This is a genomic window from Mesorhizobium sp. WSM3868, assembly GCF_002294785.1.
Classification (GTDB): domain Bacteria; phylum Pseudomonadota; class Alphaproteobacteria; order Rhizobiales; family Rhizobiaceae; genus Mesorhizobium.
Genome location: NZ_NSGB01000008.1, coordinates 1 through 23,415, shown reverse-complemented (window position 1 = coordinate 23,415; position 23,415 = coordinate 1). Strand labels below are relative to the sequence as shown.

The following is a 23,415-nucleotide window of genomic DNA, read 5'->3' as shown; positions in this document are numbered from 1 at the left end:
TCCGGATAAAAAATGCAACCAGATTGTAGGATTGGTGTCCGCCGCGGCGTCCTTCGGACGCAAGCGGCGCGATGGACCTGGAAAAACCGTGCCGCATCAAACAGGATGCCTTAGGGCACGGGAGAAAATCATGAATCCTTCCTATCGTTGGGTCATCGTCGCGGCCGGCGCGCTGATGACCTGTGTGGCGCTCGGCGCGATGTTCTCGCTGGCGATCTTTCTCGAGCCGATGTCGATCGACACCGGCTGGTCGCGCGCCGGCATTTCCAGCGCCATGACGCTAAATTTTCTGGTGATGGGCGTCGGCGGCTTCGCCTGGGGCGCGATCTATGACCGCGTCGGTGCCCGCCCCGTCGTGCTTGCCGGCGCGGTGCTGCTCGGGCTGGCGCTGGTGGTGGCGAGCCGAGCCAACTCGCTGCTGATCTTCCAGCTCAGCTACGGCGTGATCGTCGGGCTGGCGGCCAGCGCGTTCTTCGCGCCTATGATCGCGCTCACCACCGCCTGGTTCGACACCAACCGCAGCCTTGCCGTGTCGCTGGTTTCGGCCGGCATGGGAGTGGCGCCGATGACCATCTCGCCCTTCGCGCGCTGGCTGATCTCGGCCTATGACTGGCGAATCGCCATGTTCGACATCGGCGTCATGGCCTGGGTGCTCCTGCTGCCCGCCGTCTTCCTGGTACGCCAGCCGCCGGCGGCCGGCGCGGCGGCCGACGGCGGCATGCCGGCGCGTGCCGCCGACGACCCCGGCATGAGCGTCAGCCAGGCGCTGCGCTCGCCGCAATTTCTGGTGCTGGGCATGACCTTCTTCGCCTGCTGCGCGGCGCATTCGGGGCCGATCTTCCACATGGTCAGCTATGCGATGGCCTGCGGCGTTGCGCCGATGGCTGCCGTCTCGATCTATAGCGTCGAGGGCCTTGCCGGCCTTGGCGGACGCCTGCTCTACGGCGTGCTCGGCGACCGGCTGGGGGTCAAGCCGGTGCTGATCACCGGCCTTGCCATCCAGGCCGCCGTGATCGCCGCCTATCTCGCGGTCGGCCGGCTCGAGCAGTTCTACGTGCTGGCCGTCATCTTCGGCGCCACCTACGGCGGCGTCATGCCGCTCTATGCGGTGCTGGCACGCGAATATTTCGGGCCGCGCATCATCGGCACGGTGTTCGGCGCCGCCACCATGCTCTCCAGCCTCGGCATGTCGTTCGGCCCGCTCGCCGGCGGCATGATCTACGACGCCTATGCCAGCTATTCCTGGCTGTTCATCGGCTCGGCGCTGGTCGGCCTGGGCGCCGCCGGCATCGCGATCGCCTTCCCGCCGCAGCCGAGCCGGCAGCGGCTGCAGATGGCATAGCGAGATGAATCTCCCTCCTCGAGGGGGAGATGTCGCCGAAGGCGACAGAGGGGGTCGCGGCGCGTCAAGCGCCGACGCCCCTCTCCGTCGCATGGGGCGCCGGCGATCCACGCTCGGACCTGCCCTGCCGGCATCTCCCCTCGAGTTGCCCGCACCGCCGACGCGAAATCCATTGCCCGACGACGGCGAGTGTGAAACTCTCCGCGAGAGAAAGACGCTGCATCTGAATGCCGGCCGGGCCGGCGCCATCCGCGGTCGGGGATATTGCAGTGGACACAGGCCTGGAAGCCGCAGAAGCAAGGAATTGGTCCCGTCTGCTGGTCGCGGCCGAGAGCGGCGATGCCGAAGCCTCGCGCGCGGAGCTCGCGGCGGGCGCGGATATCAACCAGACCGATGAAGACGGCTGGTCAAGCCTGCACCTTGCGGCGCATAACGGCCGCACCGCCGTGGTCGAAACCTTGATCGGCCACCCGGCGGTCGACGTGAACTGCAGAAACAAATGGAAGAGCACGCCATTGAGCCTGGCCGCGGCCAGGGGTCACCTCGCCTGCATCCAGTCGCTGCTGAAGCATCCGCAGATCGATATCGACGCCCGCGCCGACTATTACGGCAGGACGCCGCTCATCGAAGCGGCAACGAACGGGCATCTCGCTATCGTCAAGCTGCTGGTCGAGCATGGCGCCGACGTCAATCTCGCCGACAAGACGGGACGCAACAGCGCGCTCATCGAGGCGATCAAGGGACGCCACTTCGAAGTCGCGCAATATCTGCTGGAATCCCGCAAGGTGAACTTCCTCAACAAGGACATGCGGCTCAATGCGCTGATCTGGGCCGGCAGCACGCGCAACGCCGAGCTCATCGGCAAGCTGGACGCCGCGATCCATCGCTTTTTCGAAGGCAAGTGAAGCGCGCCCTCAGCTGTTGGAACCGTCAGGCCGAAGCTGCCCTCAGCCCGTGCCCGTTCCCGAACGCAGCGCCTCCCTGCCCTCGTCGTCGCGGCGCAGCCGCGCGTCGGAGATCAGCATCACCGGGCATGGGCAGCGTTGCAGCACGCCGCTCGTCGTCTCGCCGAAGATGAGCTCCTCGCCCGGCCGCCGCGCCACGCCCATGACGATCAGCGCCACGTTCCTGCCCGCCTGACGGGCAATGGCATCGGCGGCGGCGGCCCTCGAGCGGATGGCAGTCTCGATCTCGACGCCATAACGGTCGGCAAGCGCGACAATGTCCTTCAGCACAGCCTCCCTGCGGCGATGCGAGACGGTGTCGCGCGGTTCGTCGCGACCCGGACGCGCGACATAGAGGACCTTGACCGGCGCGCCGGTGACCGAGGCGACGGCAAACGCAAGTTCCGCGCCGCGGCGTGCATTCGCCGTGCCGTTGACCGGCACCAGGATCCTGCCGGATCCCGGCCCAAGGCGCGGCATCTGCCGGCCGGCGCCGGCCGGCTTCAGCACCAGGCAGAGCGGGCCCTCGAAAGCGCCGGCGACCTCGTTCAGCCGGCGCGAGAAGCCGCCCTTCGCGGTCACCGCCCGGCCGAGGCCGATGAGCAGCATGCCGTAGCCCTTGCGCGCCTCCTTGGCGACCGCCTCGGCGGAGAGCGGAGCGTCATGCGTGCGACGCGTGAGGGGGGCTTCATGCGCGGGCTCCTCGTCGGCTTCCTTCGCCGCCTCGCGGCCCTGCTCAGCGCCTTTCTCGATCTCGTCCAGATGCGCCGCCTCGACGGGGTCGGCTTCGCTTTCGCCGCTTGTACGGAGCACGGTCGTCGGCTTGCCGGCTCCGATGACACCGGCGAGGTAGGCGGCGAAGCGGCCGACGACGCCCTCGTCGACCACCACCAGCAGCCGCTCCAGATTGGTGATGAAGCCGCGCTGGTCGACCTCCTCGCGCTCCAGCCTTTTCTTTTCCGCCTCGCCCATCGGCAGCCGCCCCAGCGCCCAGCGCAGCGTCGGCGGCATGGCCAAGGTGGTGATGACGGCCATGGTGACGATCATGGTGAAAAGCGTGTGCGAGATCACGCCGATCGACAGACCGATCGAGGCGACGATGACCTCGGTCGAGCCCCGCGCATTCATGCCGCAGCCGACGGCGATGCCCTCGCTGCGGCTCATGCCCGCGGCCTCCGCGCCGATGAAGGCGCCGCCGAACTTGCCGAGGCTGGCGATCGCCACCAGCGCCACGGTGAGCAGTGCAAGCTCGGGATCGACGAGCACTGTCAGGTCGGCCGAGAGACCGGCGACGCCGAAGAACACCGGCATGAAGAGTGCCGTGATCACGCCGCGCAATTGCCCCTCGATGTGGCGCGACAGGATCGGCGACTCGCCGACCAATATGCCGGCGACGAAGGCACCAAGCACCGTATGCACGCCGATCAGGTCGGTGACCAGCGCCATGCCGCCCATGATGGCGAGGATGACGGTGACCACCGCGTATTCCGAGCGGAAGGTGTCGTTGGTCCAGCGGATGGCGTCGAAGACGATGCGGCGGCCGAGCGTGAAGGAAAAGGCCATGAAGGCGGCGACGCCGGCGAGCGTGAAAGCGAGGCTGGCGAGCTCGATGCGGCCATGCGTGGCGATGCCGATGGTGATGGCGATGATCACCCAGCCGATCGTGTCCTCGATGATGGCCGAGGAGACGATGATCTGGCCGAGGTCGCGGCGCATGAAGTTCATCTCGCGCACCACCATGGCGACGATCTTGACCGAGGAGATCGAAAGCGCGGTGCCGAGGAACAGGCCGGAGACGATGCGCTCGCTGCCGGTGGCGAGCAGCGAGGCCGGCATGAACTGCGCCGCCACGAAGCCGAGCGCGAAGGGCACGGCGACGCCGGTGGCGGAGATGGAAAAGCACGCGCGGCCGACCCGGCGCACCAGCCTCAGGTCCGTCTCCATGCCGGTCAGCAGCAGAAGCATCAGCACGCCGAACTGGGCGATGGCGTTGATCATCGACTTCTGCGCGGCATCGCCGGCAAAGACCAGCCGCTCGGCCGCGGGCCACAGCCAGCCGAGCAGCGAGGGCCCGAGCAGGATGCCGCCGATCAGCTGTCCCATCACCGCCGGCTGGCCGAGGCGCTCCAGCAATTCGCCGATGCCTCGGCCGACGACGAGCAGCAAAATGACTTCGAGAACGAAGATGCCTTCGCTCGACATGCCGGTTTTTTCGGCGGCGAAGGCGGCGGCCGGCATCGATGCAAGCGCCGCCGCCGCAAGCGCGAGACAAACCGGCCGGCGCCGGTTGGGCATGAAGGACAATTGCCGCACCCCTCGATTATCCTCGCCATAACGGTTTCGCACATGCATCGGTTGCACGGCGGTGGAACTGCCACTCTCTCCCGTTGTGGGGGCGATGTCCGGCAGGACGGAGGGGGCGCCGTGGAGGGCCAACGTCGATTCAACCTATCTCCAAAGCAAGTCACTTTTAACCGCCATGGAGGTGCCTGCAAGGGCTGGGATGCCGGTGGGACAGCGCCTCCTCTACCCTGCCGGACAACTTCCTCACAGGCGCGGAGGGATCGGGCAGTTCCGGCTCCGCCCGCCTCTCTCAAGCAGCTTCGACGTCGCGTACAATTCGATTCAAATGCCGCCGCCCATCTTTGCTTGTCGGTAAAGCGACTCACGCATGGTCGCGGCACGGCGGGGCAATAAGGAGAAGCTAATGAAAAGCGACTTTGCCGCCGCCCACCTGCACCTCGACAGGGCCTGCCATTATCTGCGCGGCGACGACGAGACAAGCCGCACGGCGCTTGCGGCGCTCGACCTTGTGATCGAGGCGGTCGCGACCGCCCTCTATGCCCGGCCCGAGGCCGAAGTGGTGCCGTTTCCCATATCAGCCGCTCAGCGATAGGAAGCATCCATGACCGGCGGCCGGCAATGCTGATTAACGGCCGATCAGATCGGTCATCGCCTCGATGACCTTGCCGGCCGCCGCCCCCGTCGCCGACCGATCATTGACGATGATCGAGATGCGAAACGGAATGTCGAACTGGATTGGCCTGAGTGCCAGTCCGAACTCGGAATAGAAGCCCGCAGTGAACGGATCGACCACAGCCAGCGAGCGGCCGCCCCTGACCAGCGCGCAAGCCAAGAATGACTGGAAAATGTCGGCGACGGTGTTGACCGCGGTCACTTCGAGCAGCCTCGCGCCGTCGCGGCTGCGGCGGAAATAGAGCTCGCCCAGCGACACGAAAGGATAACGCGAAAAATCTTCCAGCCGGACCCGCTCGCTCTCGGCGAGCGGATGCTTCTGGTCCATGACACAGACGCTATTGCGCTCGAAAGTGGCGACGCATTTGGCATCCAGGAAGGAAACGCCCGCGTCCACCAGGCCGACGTCGGTCAGGCGCGAGGCGACGGAGGAGACGATCTCCGTCGAGCTGCGCACCGCGATGGTGGTCCTTGCCTCCGGAAAGCGCATCCGAAGCTGCTGGATCGCTTCCGGCACGATGTTGAAGGACATCGCCGCCAGCGTGCCGATGCGCACGACGCCGCGCTTCAGTTCCCTGATCTCCTGCGCCGCCATCATGAGGTTGCGCACGCCATGAAACGTCTTGCCGACCTCGCCGTAGAACAGCAGGCCCTGCTCGGTCGGAACGAGCCGACCGTGCGAGCGATCGAACAGGCTGAGGCCGGTATCGATCTCCAGCTCCTGCAGCAGCCGGCTGACGCTCGGCTGCGAGACGTTGAGCGCGATCGCAGCGCCCGACACGGAGCCGGCCACCATCGTTGCCTCGAAAGCCTCCAGTTGACGAACGCTGAGCCCGGAAAAACGCATCTCGTCCTCCCGGTATAGGATTAGCACATACCGGACCAAAATCTTGATCTTTGATTTCGCTGCGTTTCGGGCCCTAGCTGCAAGCTTGGCAGAAACTGACGGAGCCGTCGTGAAGCGAGCCAATGTCATCTTCATCTGTGCCGACCAGATGCGCTACGACGCGCTCTCGGTCACCGGCAACCGCGTCGCCCATACCGCAAACATCGACCGCATCGCCGCGCGCGGCGCAACCTTCCATCGGCACTTCACGCCTAACCAGATTTGCTCGCCAAGCCGAGCGACCATGGCAACAGGGCTCTATCCACGCCATCACGGATTGTGGCGCAATGGCGTGGCGCTCGACGATCGGCTCCCTAATCTGTGGCAGGCGCTGTCGCTTGCCGGATACGCCACAAAAGGCGTCGGAAAGCTGCACTTTCAGCCACTGCTCGCGCCCGTCGAACGCGACATGCCGGAATCGCTTGCCTATTGGGAAAGGCCGGGCTGCGAGGACTGGCACGGTCCCTATTTCGGCTTCGATGCCGTCGACCTCGTCATGGGCGAAGCCAACGAAGCCACTCGCGCCGGCCACTACGCCGCCTGGCTCAAGCGCAACCACCCCGAAGTGGTGGACCTCTACGAGCCCGACGCCAGTCCCGACAGCCGGGCGCAGGATCTGAACGAAGTCTGGAAAAGCGCGGTGCCGCCCGAGTTGCACTACACCAGTTGGATCGCGGATCGGGCGATCGACTTCATCGAGCGCCAGGGCAAGCAGGCAGAGCCGTTCGGCCTGTTCGTCTCGTTTCCGGACCCGCACCACCCCTTCGCCCCGCCCCGGCCCTATTGCGACCTGTTCCGACCGGAGCAAATGCCCACGCCGACCATCCGGGCGGGCGAGTTGGAGCGGATGCCGGCCTATCTCGGCGAAGGCGACGATCCGACGAAAGTGCCCTACATCGCCTCCGGCGAGCAGCCGCGCGAGCAGGGCTTCCTCCTGCGCACCGACGATATCTCCGACGAAACGCTGGCCATCGCAATCGCCCACACGCATGGCATGATCCAGATGATCGACGATGCCGTCGGGCGGCTGCTCGCGGCCCTGGACGACGTTGGCGTGCTCGATGACAGCTTCCTGCTGTTTACCGCCGATCATGGCGAGTTGCTCGGCGACCACGGGCTGCTGCGCAAGGGGCCGCCGCCCTACCGACAACTGCTGCAGGTCCCGCTGGTTCTTAGCGGTCCAGGCATCCGCGCCGGAACAAACCTCGATGCGCTGACCAGCCACCTCGACCTGTTCGCGACCATCGCATCGCTGCTCGGCCTGCCGGCGCCCGCGACCGACGGCACCGATCTCAAGCCGCTGATCGACGGCCGGGTCGCCGACGTCCGCGACTTCCTGTTCGGTGAATATCATCCGCGACGTGACGCCTGCCTCTACAACCAGTCGATCATCTCCAAGGAGTGGCGGTTCACCCGCTATCCCAACCAGCCGGCCTGGGGGGAGCTGTTCGATCTTCGCGAAGACCCCTGGGAGCACTGGAACCTGTTCCCCGAGCGAGCACTGGGCGCGCAGGCGCGCGCACTGAGCTCGGTTCTCGACCGGCGGCTGCCGCCACAGCCGCTGATGGGCAACGAAGTCCTTGGCGCCTACTGAACCAATGGGAGAATGACATGAACGACAGAAGCGTCTTCTCGAGCCTGGACAGCATGAACCGCCGCAGCTTCATCAAGACGGCCGCTGCGGCTGCCATTCGCCACGGCGGCGTTTCCACATAGCGGCCTTGCCGAGGCGCCGCGCAAGGGCGGCGCTCTGCGCCTTGGCCTCAACGGCGGCAGCTCCGCCGACACGCTGGACCCGACGCAGCTGATCGGCACTTTTTCCATCAACGTGTCGCGGCAGGTCTACAACACGCTGGTGGAGATCGGCGATGACGGCAAGCCGGCGCCGGAGCTCGCGGCAAGCTGGGAAGCCAGCGACGGCAACAAGCGCTGGATCCTGAATCTCAGGCAGGGCGTGCAGTTTCACAACGGCAAGACGTTCGACGCCGACGACGTCAAATACTCGCTTGGCCTGCATATCGGCGACAAGACCAAGTCGAAGGCCAAGGGTCTGGTCGCCGACGTCGCGGAAGTGCGGGCCATCTCGCCGACGCAAGTCGAGATTCTGCTCAAATCGGCAAATCCCGACATGGATTATGTGCTGTCGGATCTGCATTTCGCCATGGTGCCGGCAGGCTTCGCCGACTGGTCGAAAGCGATCGGCACCGGTCCGTTCAAGCTCACCGCCTTCCAGCCCGGCGTGCACGCCACCGCCGCACGCAACGAGACCTACTGGCGCGGCGATCGCGGCCATGTCGATACGGTCGAGACGGTCGTGATCAACGACGCCGCGGCACGCGTCTCGGCTCTTCAAGGCGGCTCGGTGCACATCGTCAACGGCATCGACTACAAGATCGCTCCACTGCTCAAGAAGGACCCGCGCGCCTATCTGCTGGTCACCGAAGGCAAGCAGCATTTCTCGCTGCCGATGGACGCCACGAAGGAGCCGTTCAACAACCCCGATGTCGTGCTGGCGCTCAAGCACGCGCTCGACCGCGAGCAGATGGTGAAGCTGCTGATGGCCGGCTTCGGACGGGTCGGCAACGACCATCCGATCGCTGCCGGCGATCCGAGCTTCAATCCGAACATCGCGCAGCGCGGCTACGATCCGGACAGGGCCCGTTTTCACCTCAAGAAGGCCGGCAAGAGCGATCTTACCCTCGAGCTGCACGCCGCCCCCGTGGCGTTCGAGCAGGCGGTCAACACGGCCGAGCTTTTCGCGCAATCGGCCAAGCCCGCCGGCATCACCATCAGCGTCAAGCGCGAGCCCGATGACGGCTACTGGAGCGACGTGTGGCTGAAGAAGCCATGGGTGGCTTCCTTCTGGGCCGGGCGGCCGTCGGCGAGCATGATGTTTTCCTCTGTCTACGCCTCGGGCGCGCCGTGGAACGAAACGCATTGGAAGAACGACGGCTTCGACAGAAAGCTGACGGAGTCGCGCTCATTGGCCGATCCGGCAAAACGCCGCGAGGTCTATTTCGAGCTGCAGCAGATGATCCATGACGAGTGCCCGACCATCATCCCGGCCTTCGCCAGCTGGATCGACGCGGCGCGCAAGGAGGTAAGGGGTTTCGTTCCCAACCCCAACTTCCTGCTCAGCGATCATCGCGTGGCCGAACGGGTCTGGCTGAGCGCATAAGAGCTTCCGTCGGAGAGCGTCAGCAGGAACATTTCTGCCGGCCCCACATTGTGCTATATGGGGTGTGGCCGGCTCAACGGCCGGCCACGGCGGGAGGCACGTGGCAAGGGGATGTCGCAGGTCCAGACCGTAAAGCCAGCCGAAGCAGCGGCGCCGCCAAGGGGCTCCGATGCATTCGCGCTGAAGCTCACTTCCTCCGAATTCGCAACCACCATGTCGCATTTCCACCGCGCGGAGATCGGGCGCATGGCGGGCTGGCGCGACCGGCTCGACCGCACCAGCAATTGGGCGATCACCGTGGTGGCGGCGATGCTGTCCGTATCGCTGTCGACGCCCTCGGCGCATCACGGCGTGCTGCTCTTCGCCATGCTGCTCATCACGCTGCTTCTATGGATCGAAGCGCGGCGCTACCGGTTCTTCGACGTCTATCGGGCGCGGGTGCGTCAGTTCGAGCGCTATTACTTCGCGCAGATTTTTTCGCCGCAGCCGGACTTCGCCTCCAACTGGCTGGCCATCCTCGGCGAAGGCCTGCGCTCGCCGCGCTTCCTCATCTCGCAGCGCGCGGCACTGGTCCGGAGGCTGCGCCGAAACTACGTCTTCATGTATACGATCCTGATGCTTGCCTGGGTCTTGAAGATCACCACGCCCAGCCTGCAGCGCGAAGGCTCGCCGATCGGCTTCAGCGCCTCGCTGCTCGACACCTTTCGCGTGGCGACGCTCGGTCCCATCCCCGGCGTCGTGGTGGTCTGCGGCGTCGTCGTATTCTATCTCGCGATGCTTGCCGCCGCCTTCCTGATGCGCGCCGACGACGGCGAACTGTCGTTCGGCGACGTGCATGTTTGAGCCCTGGGGCGGCGGCCCTTGGTTTTTCTGGCAGCCCGCCGTTTCCACGCGCTCACAATCCCGGTGGCCTGACGAAACCGTCGGTGAGACGCGCCAGCGCTTTCGCCACGGCGAGCAGCTTCATGTCCGAATGGCGGCGGCCGACCAGCTGGGCGCCGATCGGCAGGCCCTCCCGGTCGACACCGATCGGAATGACGGCGGCCGGATGCCCGGTCAGGTTGAAGCGGCAGGCGTGGCTGAGCCCGCTCCAGTAGGGCGTCTCGATGCCGTCGACGGGGATCGGCGCACCCATTTCGCGGTGGCGGAAGGCCGTGCACATCATCGCCGGACAGACCAGCACGTCCCACCCGTCGAAGAAGCGCTCCCAGGCAGCGATGAATTCATCGCGCCGGTTGAGCGCCTCGAGATAGGCGGCCAGCGAGGGCGAGGTTTCGCGCGGCTGCCGGAAGACCTGCGAATACCAGGTGATGAGATCGGAAAACAGCGCCCGCTCGGCCGCGAAATCGTGCTGCGGCAATGCCTGCCCTACCCGCGCGCCGCCGACCTCGATGGCGCCCGCGAAGCCGGCGATCGCGTCGGCGATGTCGAGCGCCGTCGGCACTCCGGGAAATTCAGGCGCGAAGGCAACCCTGAGCGTCCCCAGCGGCGGCTCCGGCGCCTCGTCCGTCGCCACCGGCGGCACTTCGGTGTCGAGACCGTCGGCCCCGGCGATGATGCGGTGGGCCAGGATGAGATCGTCGACATCGCGGGCCAGAGGCCCGATGTCGAACAGCAGGCGGAAGCTGCGCGGCAGGTCGGGCGGATCGGCGTAGCTGCCGGTGATCGGCACCGTCGCCTGCGTCGGCTTGAAGCCATAGACGCCGCACAGATGCGCCGGCATCCGGATCGAGCCGCCGGCATCGCTGCCGATCTCGAGCGGCACCAGCCCGGCGGCGACCGCGGCCGCCGCGCCGCCGCTGGAGCCGCCGGATGTGCGGGTAACGTCCCACGGATTGACGGTGCGGCCGAAGATCGGATTGTCGGTCTGCAGGTCGCGCAGCCGGGGCGGCACGTTGGTCTTGCCGATGATGATAGCGCCGGCCTTGCGCAGCCGCGCGGCAATCGTGCTGTCCATCGGCGGGACATGATCGGCAAAGGCTTCCAAACCGACGGTGGTGCGCATGCCGGCTGTGGCATGGCCGTCCTTCAGCGTGACCGGCACACCGTTGAGCGGACCGACGGCCTCGCCGCGCGCGACCGCCATATCCGCGGCCTTCGCTCCGGCGCGGGCCGCCTCCTCGTCGAGGGTGACGATGGCGTTGAGCAGCGGGTTGACGACAGCGATGCGGGCAAGCTGCGCCTCCATCGCCTCGACAGCGCCGACCTTCTCCTCGCGGATCGCCGCCGCCAGTTGCGAGGCGGTCAGGAAGGTGGTGTCCAAATGGCTCGTCATGGTGGTGTTCCTTCCTGCGGAACGGAAATAGGGGAGTAGGGGAGTAGGGGAGTAGGGAAGATCAGACTTCGTGAACTCCGCACATCGGATGCCAATACCTTTTTCCCCTATTCCCCTCCCTTCCCTTCAATTCAACGAAAGCGCCGTCCGGAACTCCTTCGTGGTGTTGCGGTTGGGATAGGGCTCGTCCGGCACCGGAACGCCGAGATGGGCGCAGAGCGGCGCCCAGCCGTCGCCCAGCTTGTGAACCAGCAGGCGCTCGGCCGGCACCGTCTTCAGCACCGCTTCGATATTGGCCTCATAGACGGCAATCGCATGCGCGCGGTCCTGCGGGCGGCCGCCGAAAACCTGCTTCGTGACAAGGGCGACGCCTAACGACTCTTGATCCTGGCTGTCAATGACGGCCGGCAGGATGGTTTTTGCGAAACTCTCCCACCAGCTTTCCGGCGAGCGCCAGGTGAGGATGACGCGCGCTTGCGGAAAGACTTCGATCAGCTCGCGCCAGTAATGCACCGAGGGCCAGTCGACGCAGGATTTATAACCGGCAAAGAGCCGATTCCAATCCGGCGCGGCGCCTTGGGCAAGCGCTCGCCAGAGCCGCTTCTGCTCCGCATGCGCCATGACCTCCGTCATGTGATGGCACGGGCCGAAGCCGAGCATGGTCAGCGCCTCGCGCATCGAATCCGTGCCGGTGCGGCCGAAGCCGGTTCCTATCACCCTGATGGTCATTCTCCCCTCCTCCCACTTGTCTTCCCCAATGGTCCGCTGCGGCGCGATCAACCTTCCCGAAGCACGAACCGCAGCCTATTGCCCTCCGGATCCGCGGTTTCCACGGCACCGGCGATCTTTTTCGGCGGCAGGTTGGCGGCATCGAGCCTGCGTTCCAGCGCAGCCAGCTCCTCGACCGATGCAAGCTCAACCGTGAAATGGTCGAGGCCGGCGGCACCCGGCGGCGGCTCGCGCAGCTCGTCACGCGCCCAGATATTGAAGGCGACCATATGCGGCCGGGTCCCGGTGCCGAAGTCGAACATACCGAAGCTTCTCGACTGGATGTGCGGGCGGAAGCCGAGCACGCCGACATAGAATTCCATCAGTTCTTCCGGCGCGCGGGCGCGCATATGGATGTGGCCGACAAAGGCGTTCGCGGCCATCCTCTGCTCGACATGGCCGGAATTGCCGAGGTCGCGCAAAAGGCCCGGGAGATCGAGCGGCTCGAGCCCGGAATGCGCGCTGCCGTCGGTGCCGATCAGCGCCACGCGGCCATCGGCCGACACCTCGCGGCGCAGACAGCGTTCCGGCGTGTCGAAGCAGATCTCGATGCCGTTGCCGGACGGGTCGGAAACGTAGAGCGATTCCGAAACCAGGTGGTCCTGGGCGCTGTAGCGCAAGCCGGAAGCCTTAAGCCGGGCGGCGGTGTGCGCGAGGTCGCGGCGGCTCGTCACATGGATGGCGACATGGAAGAGGTCGCGCGATTTCTGCGGCAGGGCGATCTGCGCTCCGGCGTGGAGCACGATAAGCTTCCGCCCGCCGGCGCCGAGCTCCGCCGTGGCGGCATCCTCGCCGAGGACCGCCAATCCGAGCGTATCGCGCCAGACGATCAAGGCAGCCGGGATGTCGGTTACCCTGAGATGGACCGGCCCGAGACGGGTGGCTTGAGGCAACCCTTCGTCCATCGTCGTCCGTCCGATTGCGGTCGGCGAACATATTAGCCGTGAACGATATTTCTGTCTCGCGCCAAGTTCGGGTTGACCCCTCCCCGGCGGGCGGCGACTATTGCCGCGAAGCTTCTTGGGAGGAGACCACATGGACGAGACCGACCACTGGCGCAACATGGCGAGCGCGCCGCGGGACGGCAGTCGCATCCTGGTGACGGTGCGCTCGTCCGAACAGGGACCGGCCGAGGTCGACATGGCCTACTGGTCGCGCGCCGACCAGTTCGGCGAGGAAGGCTGGCGGGCGTCGGATTCATCGCCCGGACGCATCGTCGAATATGCCGAGCCGGAGTTGAGATGCTGGATGCCGCTGCCCACGGCGGGGCGAGGTTCGTTGCCGAGCCCCTGGGAAGGAGAGGACGTCCCGCTGGTGGATGGCGAGGGGATTTAGCGCCTCTTTCCTTCTCCCCTTGTGGGAGAAGGTGTCGCCGAAGGCGACGGATGAGGGGTGCTGGACGGAGTGAGGCGCTGGGGAATGTCGCTGCGCTGTCGTCGTGGCCGCCAAGCTGGAACACCCCTCATCCGTCTCGGCGCTGCGCGCCGATCCACCTTCTCCCACAAGGGGAGAAGGGGGAGCTTTTCACCCCACCGCCACCATCACCGCTCCCGCCTCGATCTTGGCCGGATAGGTCCTGAGGTTGATGCATGGCGGCAGGCGCTTGGCGGCTCCGGTGCGATAGTCGAAGGCGCCGGCGTGCTTTGGGCATTCGACCTCGTAGTCCATGACCAGGCCGTCGGCGATGTGCACCGCCTCATGCGTGCAGAGCCCGTCGGTGCAGAAGACCTCGTCGTCGGGCGAGCGAAAGACGGCATAGGTCTTGCCGCCATGGTCGAAGCGGCGGGCGCCTTCCTGTTCGATGTCGTCGAGCCCGCAGGCCCTGATCCAACCGGTCATTTTTCTTCCCTTCAGATCTGTCTTGCTTTCAGATCGCGCGAACCCATCGGGGCGGCGAAGAGCCGCCCCGATGATCCGGGTCTAGTTCTTGTTCAGGTATTCCGCCGCGTTGGCGGACGTCACCAGTTCGAACGGCACATAGACGACGCGGTCGACCTTCTCGCCTTTGGCGAGCGCGAGCGCGGCATCGACACCGCCGCCGCCCTGGCCCTTGGCGTTCTGGAACACCGTGACCGATAGCTCGCCGGCCTTCATCGCCTGGAGCCCGTCCTGCGTGGCATCGATGCCGCCGACCACGACGTTCTTCAGGTCGACGCCGTTGGCCTTGAGCGCCAGGATGGCGCCGATGGCGGATTCGTCGTTGTTGGCGATGACGGCGTCGGGCGCCGGGCCGGCAGTCAGCCAGTTGGTCATCAGGTTCTGCGCATTGTCGCGCGACCATTCGGACGACTGCTTGTCGGTGACCTTGATGAAATTGCACATGTCGGTCGAAAAGATCTGCTCGACATCCTTGGTGCGCTGGAGCGCTGCCTGATGCACCAAGCTGCCCATGATGATGTAGGCCGTAGCGCCGGCCGACTTGCCCTTGGCGCGCAGCATCTTGCAGACCTCGAAAGCTTCCAGCGTGCCGGACTCGACCTCGTTCGAGCCGACATAGACCTGCTTCTCCGGCAGGTTCTTCATGTCCGATGGCTCCAGGTTGACGAAGACCAGCGGAATGCCGGCTTTGGCGGCTTCCTCGCTGATGGTCTTCGAGGCATTGGTGTCGACCAGCGTGACGATGATGGCGTCGACACCGCTGGCGATGAAATTCTTGACCTGGTCGAGCTGTTTGGCGACGTCGTTTTGGGCATCCTCGACCTGGATGTCGGCGCCCTTCTCCTTGGCGCGGGCCTGCATGCCATGCATCAGCAGCGTCTGGAAATTGTTGTCGAAGTTGACGATCGAGACGCCGAGCTTGGCGGCGAAGGCGCCGGTCGAGACAGTCGCGAACGCGGTCGTCATCAAAGCGGCGAGCGCCGTCGAGATGAGAAGTTTCTTCACGGGTTTCCTCCCTCTGGATTTGGAGTGCCGGCTCACTCCTGTCTTGTTCGCCGGCCCTTTCGGGATCGTTGAAGTAGGCGGCTCAGGCCGGCCACGTGGCTTTCCATGCGGCTGTCATTTCGCGGCGGCGTTGGCGCGCGCCTTCTTCTTCTCGTAGCGGGCCTGCATGCGCGCCTCGCCGTCCTTGCTGCCGTCATGGAAAGTGCCGAACCAGCGGTCGAACGGGATCAGGCCGTCGCCGTAGTTCACCTCGAAATATTTGTGGTGCAGGTAGTGGATATAGGCGTGGCTATCGACCGATCTGTCCTCCGTCAGTTCCACCTTGTCGAAGCCGACATGGCCCGGGATCGCGCCGAAGCCGGCATAGTGGAGCTGGTAGAGCGCCAGCAGCGGGTTTGACGGAATGATCAGGTGCCAGAAGGCGACGCCGAGATAGCCGAGCTGCTCCACCGGATGCATCGACAGCGACGACCAGGGCGACGGGTTGACCGAATTGTGGTGCACCGAATGCACCCATTTGTAGAGCGGCCCCAAATGGATCGTCCGGTGCAGCAGGAAGAAATGCGTCTCGTGGATGATCGGCACCACCAGCGCCAGACAGAACAGGTAGATGGGGTTCTCGGCGAAGGTCAGCCACGGCACATAGCCGTTGGCGTAGGCGTAGAGGATCGCCACCTCGATCGCCGTCCAGATCGGCATGCCGGTGCCGAAGGTGCGCAGCATGTTGTCGATGTTCTGGTTCTCGAAGAAGAAGGCTTTGCTCTTCTGCTCCGAGGGCCATTTGCCGTTGTATTTGAAGCGGTTGCCTTGGGTTCTCAAAATGTAGAGTCGAAGCTCGAAAGCGCCGAAGAAGACAAGCAGCGCCGCGCAGTTGACGATGAAAAGGCGCAGGATCCAGCCGATGGCGAGCGTCTTCATCGTCTCGACGTCCGGCAGCACGTAGCGCCACCACACCACTGCCGAGAGGGCGAAGAGCACGTTGTAGGGCAGGAAATAATGCGGCAGCCACTTCAGCAGCGCCAGCGGTCGCGGCGGAAACGCAAAGAGCGGCGCGGTGCCGGCCGGTTCGTTCGGGGCCCAATCGCCTCTCTTGTTGCGCGTGCCGTATTGCAGGTCGTCCATGGCTGGTCTCACAGCGATTGAGAAAGCGTGAGGAAGCGGTCATAGGCGGCATCGTCCATGTCCACCTGGTGCTTCGCTTCCGGGTAGCTGCCTTCGGCGACGTCGCGGCCGAAGGCGCGGAAGGCATTGATGCGCTTTTCCTGCAGCTCGGCCTCCAGCGTGACGAAGTCGGCATGGCGCTTGGCATGGCGCGGATAGTGGCCGGTGTGGGTGCCCAGCACGTCGCAGGAGAAGAGATACTGCGTGTCGCAGGCAGTGCCGCAGCCCATGCCCATGGTGATCAGCGGCGTCGAGCGGGTGATGTGGTCGGCGAGCCTGACCGGCACCACCTCGACCTCGATGCAGGCCGCACCCGCATTCTCCAGGTCCTTGGCCGCGCGCAGCACCTTGAAGGCCTCTTCCGCCGTGCGGCCGACGGCTCGGAAATTCGTCCAGGTGACGCGGTTCGGCACCAGGCCGACATGGCCGGTGACGGGAATGCCTTCCGCCGCCATCGCTTCGATGAAGCGCGGCGAGTGCGATGAATAGACGGCGTCGGCGCCGCGCTTCATCATGGCGAAGCCCAGCCGCACCGCCTCGTCCGGCGACGCGACCGCGCCATGCGGCATGCCGACGGAGAGGAACGCGTGAGGCGCCGCTTGGCGGATCGATTCCAGATTGTGGTCGGGCTCGCAGGAGAGGATGACGATGTCGCAGGCGACCGCGGCCGCCGCCTCGGCCGGCGTGTCGACATGCAGCTGCAGCCATTTCCTGCTGCCCTTGGCGCTTTGCAGGTCGTAGGCCGTCAAGCGTCTTGTCACCGATGATCTCCCGTTCGCGGGCCGACGATCAGGCTTGTGAAAGCTCCCCCTCACCCGGATTGCTCGCCGAATTGCGAAGCGCAATTCGGGGCCATCCGACCTCTCCCCAGGGAGAGAGGAGCCAGGCTGCGTCGGTGCCGGCCCTCTTCTCCGCTCGGGAGAAGGTGGCCGCGCAGCGGCCGGATGAGGGGGAGAATTCGCACATGCTCGTCTCCCGTTCGCGGACGAGTTAGCACCGCGATGCCGGCCAAGGCTCGCGCAACCTTGATCAAATCAGATCAAAGGTTCTCGGCGGTGAAGGTGATGAAGCGGATCGGCGGGTTGTCGACCGGCAGGTCGTGCAGGTTGAGCGCCGCCAGCACCAGGTCGATGGCGCGGCGCGCTTGCGCCTCCGGGGCCTGGTCGAGCACGACGTCCATCGTGCCGTCACGCAGGCCGCGCGTGCTGCGCTCGGTCAGTTCATGGCCGACGAAGAAGACGTCGCGACCGCGTGGGTGCCGGCGCAGCACTTCGTTCAGCGCCGTGTTGGAGCCACCGGCATTGTACAGGCCGGCAAGGTCGGACCAGCGCACAAACGCCTCATGCAACTGCTCGGCATTGCGGTCGCCGTTGTCGAAACCGAACAGGGTGGCGATGGGCTCGAAATCCCGCCCCTCGTCGATCAGATAGTCGAAGAAGCCCCGCACGCGGTCGCGGTGGACGCGATAGATCTGGCTGTGACAGATCGCGACCACCTTGCCCGGCCGCCGCTGCATCTTCGCCATCAGCAGCCCCGCCATGCGGCCGGCGGCGTAATTGTCGATGCCGACATAGGTGCTCTTGGTGCCGGAGATCTGGGTGACGATCTGCACCGTCGGGATGTTTTCCGCCTCCAGCTTCGCCACGGCCGCGCTCACCAACGGATGGTCGGGCACGGCGAGGATCAGCGCGGCGCGCCGCATCTCCGGTTCGAGGATGCGCTTGGCGATCGCCGCCGGATTGGCCTCGTCGAGAAAGGTGCGGTGGACGGCGATCGAGCGGTCGAGCGTCGCGGCGATGCGTTCGAAGGCACGGGAGAGGCGCGCGAAGAAGGTGGCGTCGGGCCTGACCAGGATCACCTCGATGCGGATGACGCCCCGATGCGCTTCGGGGAGCCGGCGCGGATAATCGAGCGAGCGCGCCGCCGCCACCACTTTCTCGACCGTCTCGGGGCGCACCCCGCCCCTGCCGTTCAAAACGCGCTCCACCGTCGCCGTGCCGACCCCGGCGCGGCGGGCGATTTCGAGGAAGGTGGGCTTTGGAATGGGTGGGCTCCTGGGGGTGCTGAGTTGGTAAGAAGACAAAGTATCCAGGCGCCAATCGATTTCCAAGAACAGGTAGCGCGCCCCTGCCCTGCCGGTCATCAGGAGATGGCGCCTTCGGCGAAGCTGCCAATCTCCCCCCTCATGGGGGAGATGTCCGGCAGGACAGAGGGGGGCGCCGTAGAGTAGAAGCCTTGGCGAAACAACCTCAGTCCCACCGCTCGAGCATGCCGCATACGCCTTTACCACCCAGACATCGCGCCAATGCGAAATCGATGCGCAAGGTTATGACCGACGCAGAGCTGAAGCTCTGGAACGAACTTCGCGCGCATCGGCTGATGGGCCTGGGCTTCCGCAGGCAGTTTCCGATCGCAGGCTACATCGTCGACCTCGCCTGCCCGGAGAAGAGGCTGATCGTAGAGGTGGATGGATCGCAGCATGGCGATGCTGGGCGTGCGGATGCTGATGCGATCCGGACGAAGCGACTGGAACAGGACGGTTGGACGGTGCTGCGCTTCTGGAACGACGATGTCCTCCGCGACATGGACAATGTCTGTCAGCACATCGTTATCGCGGCGGGATTGGCTGGACCGACCTGAGACGCCGGCGGGACAGCGCCCCCCTCTGTCCTGCCGGACATCTCCCCCACGAGGGGGGAGATTGGCAGCTTCAGCGCCGGTTTCCAGCAGGGCGCTCCAACGTCTCACAACATAAACGCCGCCGTCGCCGGGTTTGGCCCCGTTCGGCCGTCGGCGCCGCCCAGGCCGCACTATCCTGCGAACGTCTCGACGATGATGCGGGCCACATCGGCGTGGACTGCCTCGCGCGAGGCCCGCGGCGCAGTGGACCCGGTGTAGTAGACGGCCGCGAGAATGGGGGCGCCCTCGGGCGGCCAAAGGATTGCGACGATGTTGGTCGTCCCATTGTCGCCGCTGCCGGTCTTGTCGCCGATGCCCCACGTTGCGGGCAGCCCGGCACGGATTCGCGCCGCGCCAACCTTGTCTTCGATCAGCCAGGCCTCGAGCCGTTTGCCCGATGCCGGCGACAGCGCGTCGCCCAACAGGATGCGCCTGGCGTCGCCGAGCAGGGCTCGCGGGCTGGTCGTATCGCGCTTGTCGCCGGGGATGGCCGTGTTCAGCGTCGGCTCGGTGCGGTCGAGCCGGGTGACGTCGTCGCCGAGCGTGCGTGCGAAACGAGTGAGGCCCTGCGGCCCGCCAAGCACCCTGAGCAAAAGGTTGCCGGCGGTGTTGTCGCTCCACACAACCGCCGCGGCGCAGACATCCTCAAGCGTCATGCCCTCGCCGGAGTGCTCCTTCGTGACCGGCGAATAGCCCGGTTCGACATCGGATGCGGCATAGACGATGCGGTCGTCGAGCTTGGCCTTGCCGTCATCGACGGCCTTGAGCACGCCCGCGGCGGCGAGGAACTTGAAGGTGCTGGTCATCGGAAACAGTTCGTCCGCCCGGTACTCGATCGCGGCGTTGGTCCCGACATCGAGAATCATGACGCCCAGGCGCCCGCCATTCCTGGCTTCGAGCGCTTCGACCGCCTTGGTCGCGGCCACCACATCGGCCTTGCCCGGCCGCGTCGCCGCCTGGATACGGACGATCGGCAAGGATGCGAATGCGCCGGCAAGCGCTGAACGCCGGGTGATCGAGGTCATCTGTTTCTCCATTTTGGGCAGGTTTTTTTGGGGCGCAGGCGGAGCGCCGGTGAAAAGTGCATTGGCCAAGGAGCGCCGAAGCGATCGGACGCGCGGCTAGTCGGTGAGCCGCGACAGCACCTGGTAGGCCGCCCTGACTCGCGCCTCATTCGGGTAAGCCTTGTTCGCCAGCATGACGATGCCGATCTTCCTCGACGGGACATAGGCGACATAGGCGCCGAAGCCGTTCGTCGAGCCGGTCTTGTTGAGCACCACGTCGGCGCGTGGCGCCATCGGCGGCTCGATCGCAGTTGCAGGGATCGGCTGAAGCATACTGGGCGCATTCCCGGCGACGATCTTCGCCAGGTCGACCGGATAGGGATACTGCTCCCAGATCAGATCCTGGATGAGTTCGCCAGCGCGGAAATAACCGGTGTGGGTGGCTTCGAGCGCGCGTGCGACATCGTCCGGCACCTTGCCGATGCCCATGTTGGCCTCGATGAAGCGGATCATGTCGACTGCGTTCGACTTGATCCCGTAGGCCTCTTCGGCGAGCAATGCCGGGGTGACGCGGACGGGCTTGTCGTTGCGGTTATAGCCCCAGGCATAGGATTTCATCTGTGCGGCCGGGACGTTGACGTAGGTTCGCCGCAAGCCGAGTTCCGGCAACAGCCGTTTTTCCATCAGCGCCGGGAAGCTCGCGCCCATCGCCTTGGCGGTGGCCATCCCGAGCAGGCCGATGCTCGGGTTGGCGTAGGTGCGGGTGGTGGCGGCCGCGAATTGCGGCTTCCATTGGCGATAATAGGCGATGAGCTGTTTTTGCGTCTTCACCGTATCGGGCAGCTGTAGCGGGAAACCGCCGGCCGTGTGCGTGGCGAGGTCGAGCAGCCTGACATCGCCTAGCGCGCTGCCCTGAAGCTCGGGCATGTGCTTGCCGACCTTGTCGCCAAGCGCGAGCTTGCCCTCGACCTCGGCATAGGCCGCGAGCGTCGCGGTGAAGATTTTGCTGATCGAGCCGAGCTCGAACAATGTATCGCGGGTGACGGCGGCCCTGGTGTCCTTTTCGGCCACGCCATAGTCGATGAAGAAACGCTCGCCGTTCACGGACACGGCGACGGCCATCCCCGGAATGTCGTACTGAGCGATCACCGGCTTCACCGACTCATCGACGAGGTGCCTTATCTTGGCGTCCTGATCGGCGGCGCGAGCGCCCGACAGGCTGCCCGGCGCGCAGGCGAGGACGACGGCAGCGATGGTGAAGCGAAGCCGGCTGCACATGATCTGCTCCCTCTGGATCGGACGATTGCGGGTTTATGACCCCTTCGAACCGGCTACAAACGATGATAAATCGCAACAGCTATAAGATAATCTTGGGCATCGATGGTTCGACCTTACCTGCCGCTCAATGCATTGCGGGCCTTCGAGGCGTCGGCCAGGCATCTCAGCTTCACACGCGCCGGCATCGAGTTGGCGGTGACGCAGGCCGCCGTTAGCCAGCAGGTTCGATCGCTCGAACAGCGGCTCGGCGTGCAGCTGTTTCGCAGGTTGCCTCGCGGCCTCAAGATCACGGCGGAAGGCGAGGCTCTGCTGCCGATCGTCGGCGACGCCTTCGACCGCCTGGCGCGATCGCTGGAGCGGGTCGGATCTGGAAAACTGCGCGAACCGCTCGTCGTCGGCGCCGTCGGAACCTTCGCCGTCGGCTGGCTGCTTCCGAGACTGGAAGACTTCCGGCGCACCCATCCGTTCGTCGAGCTGCGCCTGTCCACCAACAACAACCGCGTCGACCTGGCGGCCGAGGGATTGGATTTTTCGATCCGCTTCGGCAACGGCGCCTGGCATGGACTTGATGCGACGGAACTTTTCGAAGCACCTCTGACGCCGCTTTGCACGCCGGAACTGGCGGCGACGCTTCACGCGCCGCAGGACCTCGGCGCGCTTACCTTGCTGCGCAGCTACCGTCAGGACGAATGGAGCCGCTGGTTCGAGGCCGCCGGCATGGAAGCGCCGGCGAACTTCGCGAGCGCGATCGTCTTCGATTCTTCACTGGCGATGATGGAAGCCGCCGAACAAGGGGCAGGCGTTGCGCTGGCTCCGGCGCTGATGTTTTCGCGACAACTGAGCAAGGGGTCGATAAGGCGCCCTTTCCAGGCCTCAATATCGCTCGGCAGCTATTGGCTGACCAAGTTGAAGTCCAGGGAACCGACCGCCGCGATGTCGGCCTTTGCGGACTGGATCACCAGCTTGGAACCGGACAGACGAAGCGCGCTCAGCTAGCGGTGCTTCAGCCGGCTTTCGCCGCCTCCGATGCCCCGAACCTCAGCCCATCCATCAAGAGCTTCACCAGCCGCCCCGAGCGGTCCCGCCAGTCGGGCGTGTTGGGGGCGGAGTAGATGCCGCCCAGCGCATGCAGCACGTCCGACGCATCGACGTCGGCGCGGATCTTCCCCGCAGCTGCGGCCTGTTCGACCAGCCCCTTCAGCGCGCCGGATACGCGGCCCGAGGTATCGGAGAACAGCGTCGAGTTGGTGGTGAGCAACAGCCGCAGGCTTGTCGCCAGACCGCGCTTGGTGGCGATGTAGTCGACGAAGCGCTGCATCCAGAGTTCCAGCGCCACATCGGGCGGATGAGCGCCGGCAAGTTCCTCGGCCGCATGGCAGAGCGCTTCCACCTCGCGGCGGTAGACCACCTCGAGCAGATGCTCGCGCGTCGGGAAATGCCGGTAGAGCGTGCCGATGCCGACTCCTGCCCGCTTGGCGATCTCCTCCAGCGAGGCATCGACACCCTCGGCGGCAAACGCCTGCGCCGCCGCCTCGACAAGCTTGTCGCGGTTGCGCCGCGCGTCGGCGCGCAGCGGCTTTGGCGCCGGCGTTTCAGGCTTTTCGGCAGGCTCCGAGGGCTGTTCAGTCAGCTTTTTCTCCACTCTCGCAGTATGGGGCTTGAACCCATGCGGGTCAGCCCCCACGTAAATAAACGGAGGCGCCTCCGTTTTAGTGGAGTTGTCTTATCATATAATCAGGGGAAGCGATATGTCACGGGGTAAGCGCCTAATCTCCCCCCTCGAGGGGGAGATGTCGCCGCAGGCGACAGAGGGGGTCGCCGCGCGTGAAGCGCCTTGCTGGCGCGCGACGCGCGAGGACGTTGGCGCTCGACGTGAGACGACCCCCTCTGCCCTGCCGGGCATCTCCCCCGCAAGGGGCAGGGGAATCGCAGATAAGTTGATTGGCTATTGCCAAGCCGCAAAAGAAGGATTCTTGAGAGGCTTTCTCGTAGCAGAGGAGGCCCGAGTGCGGCTTGTTTTGTCGATCCTGCAAGCAGTTCG

General features: G+C 65.5%; 23 protein-coding genes. 10 read left to right on the top strand and 13 right to left on the bottom strand.

Annotation, left to right across the window (positions count from 1 at the left end):
- The first annotated feature begins 130 nt into the window (after window positions 1-130).
- Window positions 131-1,342 carry an MFS transporter gene (locus CK221_RS14715; protein WP_095778232.1) on the top strand — a complete coding sequence of 404 codons (1,212 nt, stop codon included), beginning with the start codon at window positions 131-133 and terminating at the stop codon, window positions 1,340-1,342.
- 269 nt (window positions 1,343-1,611) lie between these two features.
- Window positions 1,612-2,247, top strand: coding sequence for an ankyrin repeat domain-containing protein (locus CK221_RS14710; RefSeq protein ID WP_095778388.1), 636 nt, complete (start codon window positions 1,612-1,614; stop codon window positions 2,245-2,247).
- Window positions 2,248-2,289: 42 nt separating this feature from the next.
- On the opposite strand, the gene CK221_RS14705 is transcribed toward CK221_RS14710, so the two are convergent.
- The gene (locus CK221_RS14705; RefSeq protein WP_245430644.1) at window positions 2,290-4,599 is read right to left on the bottom strand and encodes a cation:proton antiporter; all 2,310 of its coding nucleotides are present in this window, start codon (window positions 4,597-4,599) and stop codon (window positions 2,290-2,292) included.
- A 394-nt stretch (window positions 4,600-4,993) separates the two neighbouring features.
- Between CK221_RS14705 and CK221_RS14700 the strand changes: the two genes are divergently transcribed.
- Window positions 4,994-5,182 (top strand): hypothetical protein, encoded by a 189-nt coding sequence (locus CK221_RS14700; protein WP_067322650.1) that lies wholly within the window; start codon window positions 4,994-4,996, stop codon window positions 5,180-5,182.
- 33 nt (window positions 5,183-5,215) lie between these two features.
- On the opposite strand, the gene CK221_RS14695 is transcribed toward CK221_RS14700, so the two are convergent.
- Window positions 5,216-6,109 carry a LysR substrate-binding domain-containing protein gene (locus CK221_RS14695; protein WP_179295134.1) on the bottom strand — a complete coding sequence of 298 codons (894 nt, stop codon included), beginning with the start codon at window positions 6,107-6,109 and terminating at the stop codon, window positions 5,216-5,218.
- A gap of 109 nt (window positions 6,110-6,218) precedes the next feature.
- On the opposite strand from CK221_RS14695, the gene CK221_RS14690 reads away from it, so the two are divergent.
- The 4 genes from CK221_RS14690 to CK221_RS14680 all read left to right on the top strand — a co-directional run bounded on the left by CK221_RS14690 (window position 6,219) and on the right by CK221_RS14680 (window position 10,169).
- Window positions 6,219-7,742, top strand: coding sequence for a sulfatase-like hydrolase/transferase (locus CK221_RS14690; RefSeq protein WP_067001172.1), 1,524 nt, complete (start codon window positions 6,219-6,221; stop codon window positions 7,740-7,742).
- A gap of 17 nt (window positions 7,743-7,759) precedes the next feature.
- Window positions 7,760-7,864 (top strand): twin-arginine translocation signal domain-containing protein, encoded by a 105-nt coding sequence (locus CK221_RS29780; RefSeq protein ID WP_143749039.1) that lies wholly within the window; start codon window positions 7,760-7,762, stop codon window positions 7,862-7,864.
- A gap of 112 nt (window positions 7,865-7,976) precedes the next feature.
- On the top strand, window positions 7,977-9,326 hold the full coding sequence (locus CK221_RS14685) for an ABC transporter substrate-binding protein (protein ID WP_179295133.1): 1,350 nt from the start codon (window positions 7,977-7,979) through the stop codon (window positions 9,324-9,326).
- A gap of 111 nt (window positions 9,327-9,437) precedes the next feature.
- Complete coding sequence (locus tag CK221_RS14680) at window positions 9,438-10,169, top strand: DUF2270 domain-containing protein (protein WP_082980653.1); 732 nt, start codon at window positions 9,438-9,440, stop codon at window positions 10,167-10,169.
- A gap of 52 nt (window positions 10,170-10,221) precedes the next feature.
- Here CK221_RS14680 and CK221_RS14675 read toward each other — a convergent pair whose 3' ends face one another.
- From CK221_RS14675 to CK221_RS14665, 3 genes are all read right to left on the bottom strand, one after another.
- On the bottom strand, window positions 10,222-11,601 hold the full coding sequence (locus tag CK221_RS14675; RefSeq protein WP_095778227.1) for an amidase family protein: 1,380 nt from the start codon (window positions 11,599-11,601) through the stop codon (window positions 10,222-10,224).
- 126 nt (window positions 11,602-11,727) lie between these two features.
- Window positions 11,728-12,330 carry a sulfotransferase family protein gene (locus CK221_RS14670; protein ID WP_095778226.1) on the bottom strand — a complete coding sequence of 201 codons (603 nt, stop codon included), beginning with the start codon at window positions 12,328-12,330 and terminating at the stop codon, window positions 11,728-11,730.
- A 47-nt stretch (window positions 12,331-12,377) separates the two neighbouring features.
- Window positions 12,378-13,274 carry a VOC family protein gene (locus tag CK221_RS14665; protein WP_095778225.1) on the bottom strand — a complete coding sequence of 299 codons (897 nt, stop codon included), beginning with the start codon at window positions 13,272-13,274 and terminating at the stop codon, window positions 12,378-12,380.
- Window positions 13,275-13,404: 130 nt separating this feature from the next.
- Here CK221_RS14665 and CK221_RS14660 point away from each other — a divergent pair, with 130 nt between their 5' ends.
- Window positions 13,405-13,704, top strand: a complete 300-nt coding sequence (locus CK221_RS14660) for a hypothetical protein (RefSeq protein WP_067001327.1) — start codon at window positions 13,405-13,407, stop codon at window positions 13,702-13,704.
- 189 nt (window positions 13,705-13,893) lie between these two features.
- Here CK221_RS14660 and CK221_RS14655 read toward each other — a convergent pair whose 3' ends face one another.
- The 5 genes from CK221_RS14655 to CK221_RS14635 all read right to left on the bottom strand — a co-directional run bounded on the left by CK221_RS14655 (window position 13,894) and on the right by CK221_RS14635 (window position 18,457).
- A complete protein-coding gene (locus CK221_RS14655) occupies window positions 13,894-14,208 on the bottom strand; it encodes a MocE family 2Fe-2S type ferredoxin (protein ID WP_095778224.1) in 315 nt (104 codons plus the stop codon).
- Window positions 14,209-14,289: 81 nt separating this feature from the next.
- Complete coding sequence (locus tag CK221_RS14650; RefSeq protein WP_095778223.1) at window positions 14,290-15,252, bottom strand: substrate-binding domain-containing protein; 963 nt, start codon at window positions 15,250-15,252, stop codon at window positions 14,290-14,292.
- 114 nt (window positions 15,253-15,366) lie between these two features.
- The gene (locus CK221_RS14645) at window positions 15,367-16,374 is read right to left on the bottom strand and encodes a sterol desaturase family protein (protein ID WP_095778222.1); all 1,008 of its coding nucleotides are present in this window, start codon (window positions 16,372-16,374) and stop codon (window positions 15,367-15,369) included.
- 8 nt (window positions 16,375-16,382) lie between these two features.
- On the bottom strand, window positions 16,383-17,174 hold the full coding sequence (locus CK221_RS14640; RefSeq protein ID WP_095778221.1) for a 3-methyl-2-oxobutanoate hydroxymethyltransferase: 792 nt from the start codon (window positions 17,172-17,174) through the stop codon (window positions 16,383-16,385).
- A 278-nt stretch (window positions 17,175-17,452) separates the two neighbouring features.
- The gene (locus CK221_RS14635) at window positions 17,453-18,457 is read right to left on the bottom strand and encodes a LacI family DNA-binding transcriptional regulator (RefSeq protein WP_179295146.1); all 1,005 of its coding nucleotides are present in this window, start codon (window positions 18,455-18,457) and stop codon (window positions 17,453-17,455) included.
- 224 nt (window positions 18,458-18,681) lie between these two features.
- Between CK221_RS14635 and CK221_RS14630 the strand changes: the two genes are divergently transcribed.
- Window positions 18,682-19,053 (top strand): endonuclease domain-containing protein, encoded by a 372-nt coding sequence (locus tag CK221_RS14630; RefSeq protein WP_095778219.1) that lies wholly within the window; start codon window positions 18,682-18,684, stop codon window positions 19,051-19,053.
- A 170-nt stretch (window positions 19,054-19,223) separates the two neighbouring features.
- On the opposite strand, the gene bla is transcribed toward CK221_RS14630, so the two are convergent.
- Window positions 19,224-20,117: a class A beta-lactamase gene (gene bla / locus CK221_RS14625; RefSeq protein ID WP_095778387.1), complete on the bottom strand. Its 894-nt coding sequence runs from the start codon at window positions 20,115-20,117 to the stop codon at window positions 19,224-19,226.
- A gap of 96 nt (window positions 20,118-20,213) precedes the next feature.
- Window positions 20,214-21,374, bottom strand: coding sequence for a class C beta-lactamase (gene ampC / locus CK221_RS14620; RefSeq protein WP_095778218.1), 1,161 nt, complete (start codon window positions 21,372-21,374; stop codon window positions 20,214-20,216).
- 102 nt (window positions 21,375-21,476) lie between these two features.
- On the opposite strand from ampC, the gene CK221_RS14615 reads away from it, so the two are divergent.
- A complete protein-coding gene (locus CK221_RS14615) occupies window positions 21,477-22,370 on the top strand; it encodes a LysR family transcriptional regulator (protein ID WP_095778217.1) in 894 nt (297 codons plus the stop codon).
- Window positions 22,371-22,377: 7 nt separating this feature from the next.
- Here CK221_RS14615 and CK221_RS14610 read toward each other — a convergent pair whose 3' ends face one another.
- On the bottom strand, window positions 22,378-23,004 hold the full coding sequence (locus CK221_RS14610; protein WP_095778386.1) for a TetR/AcrR family transcriptional regulator: 627 nt from the start codon (window positions 23,002-23,004) through the stop codon (window positions 22,378-22,380).
- Window positions 23,005-23,415 lie beyond the last annotated feature (411 nt).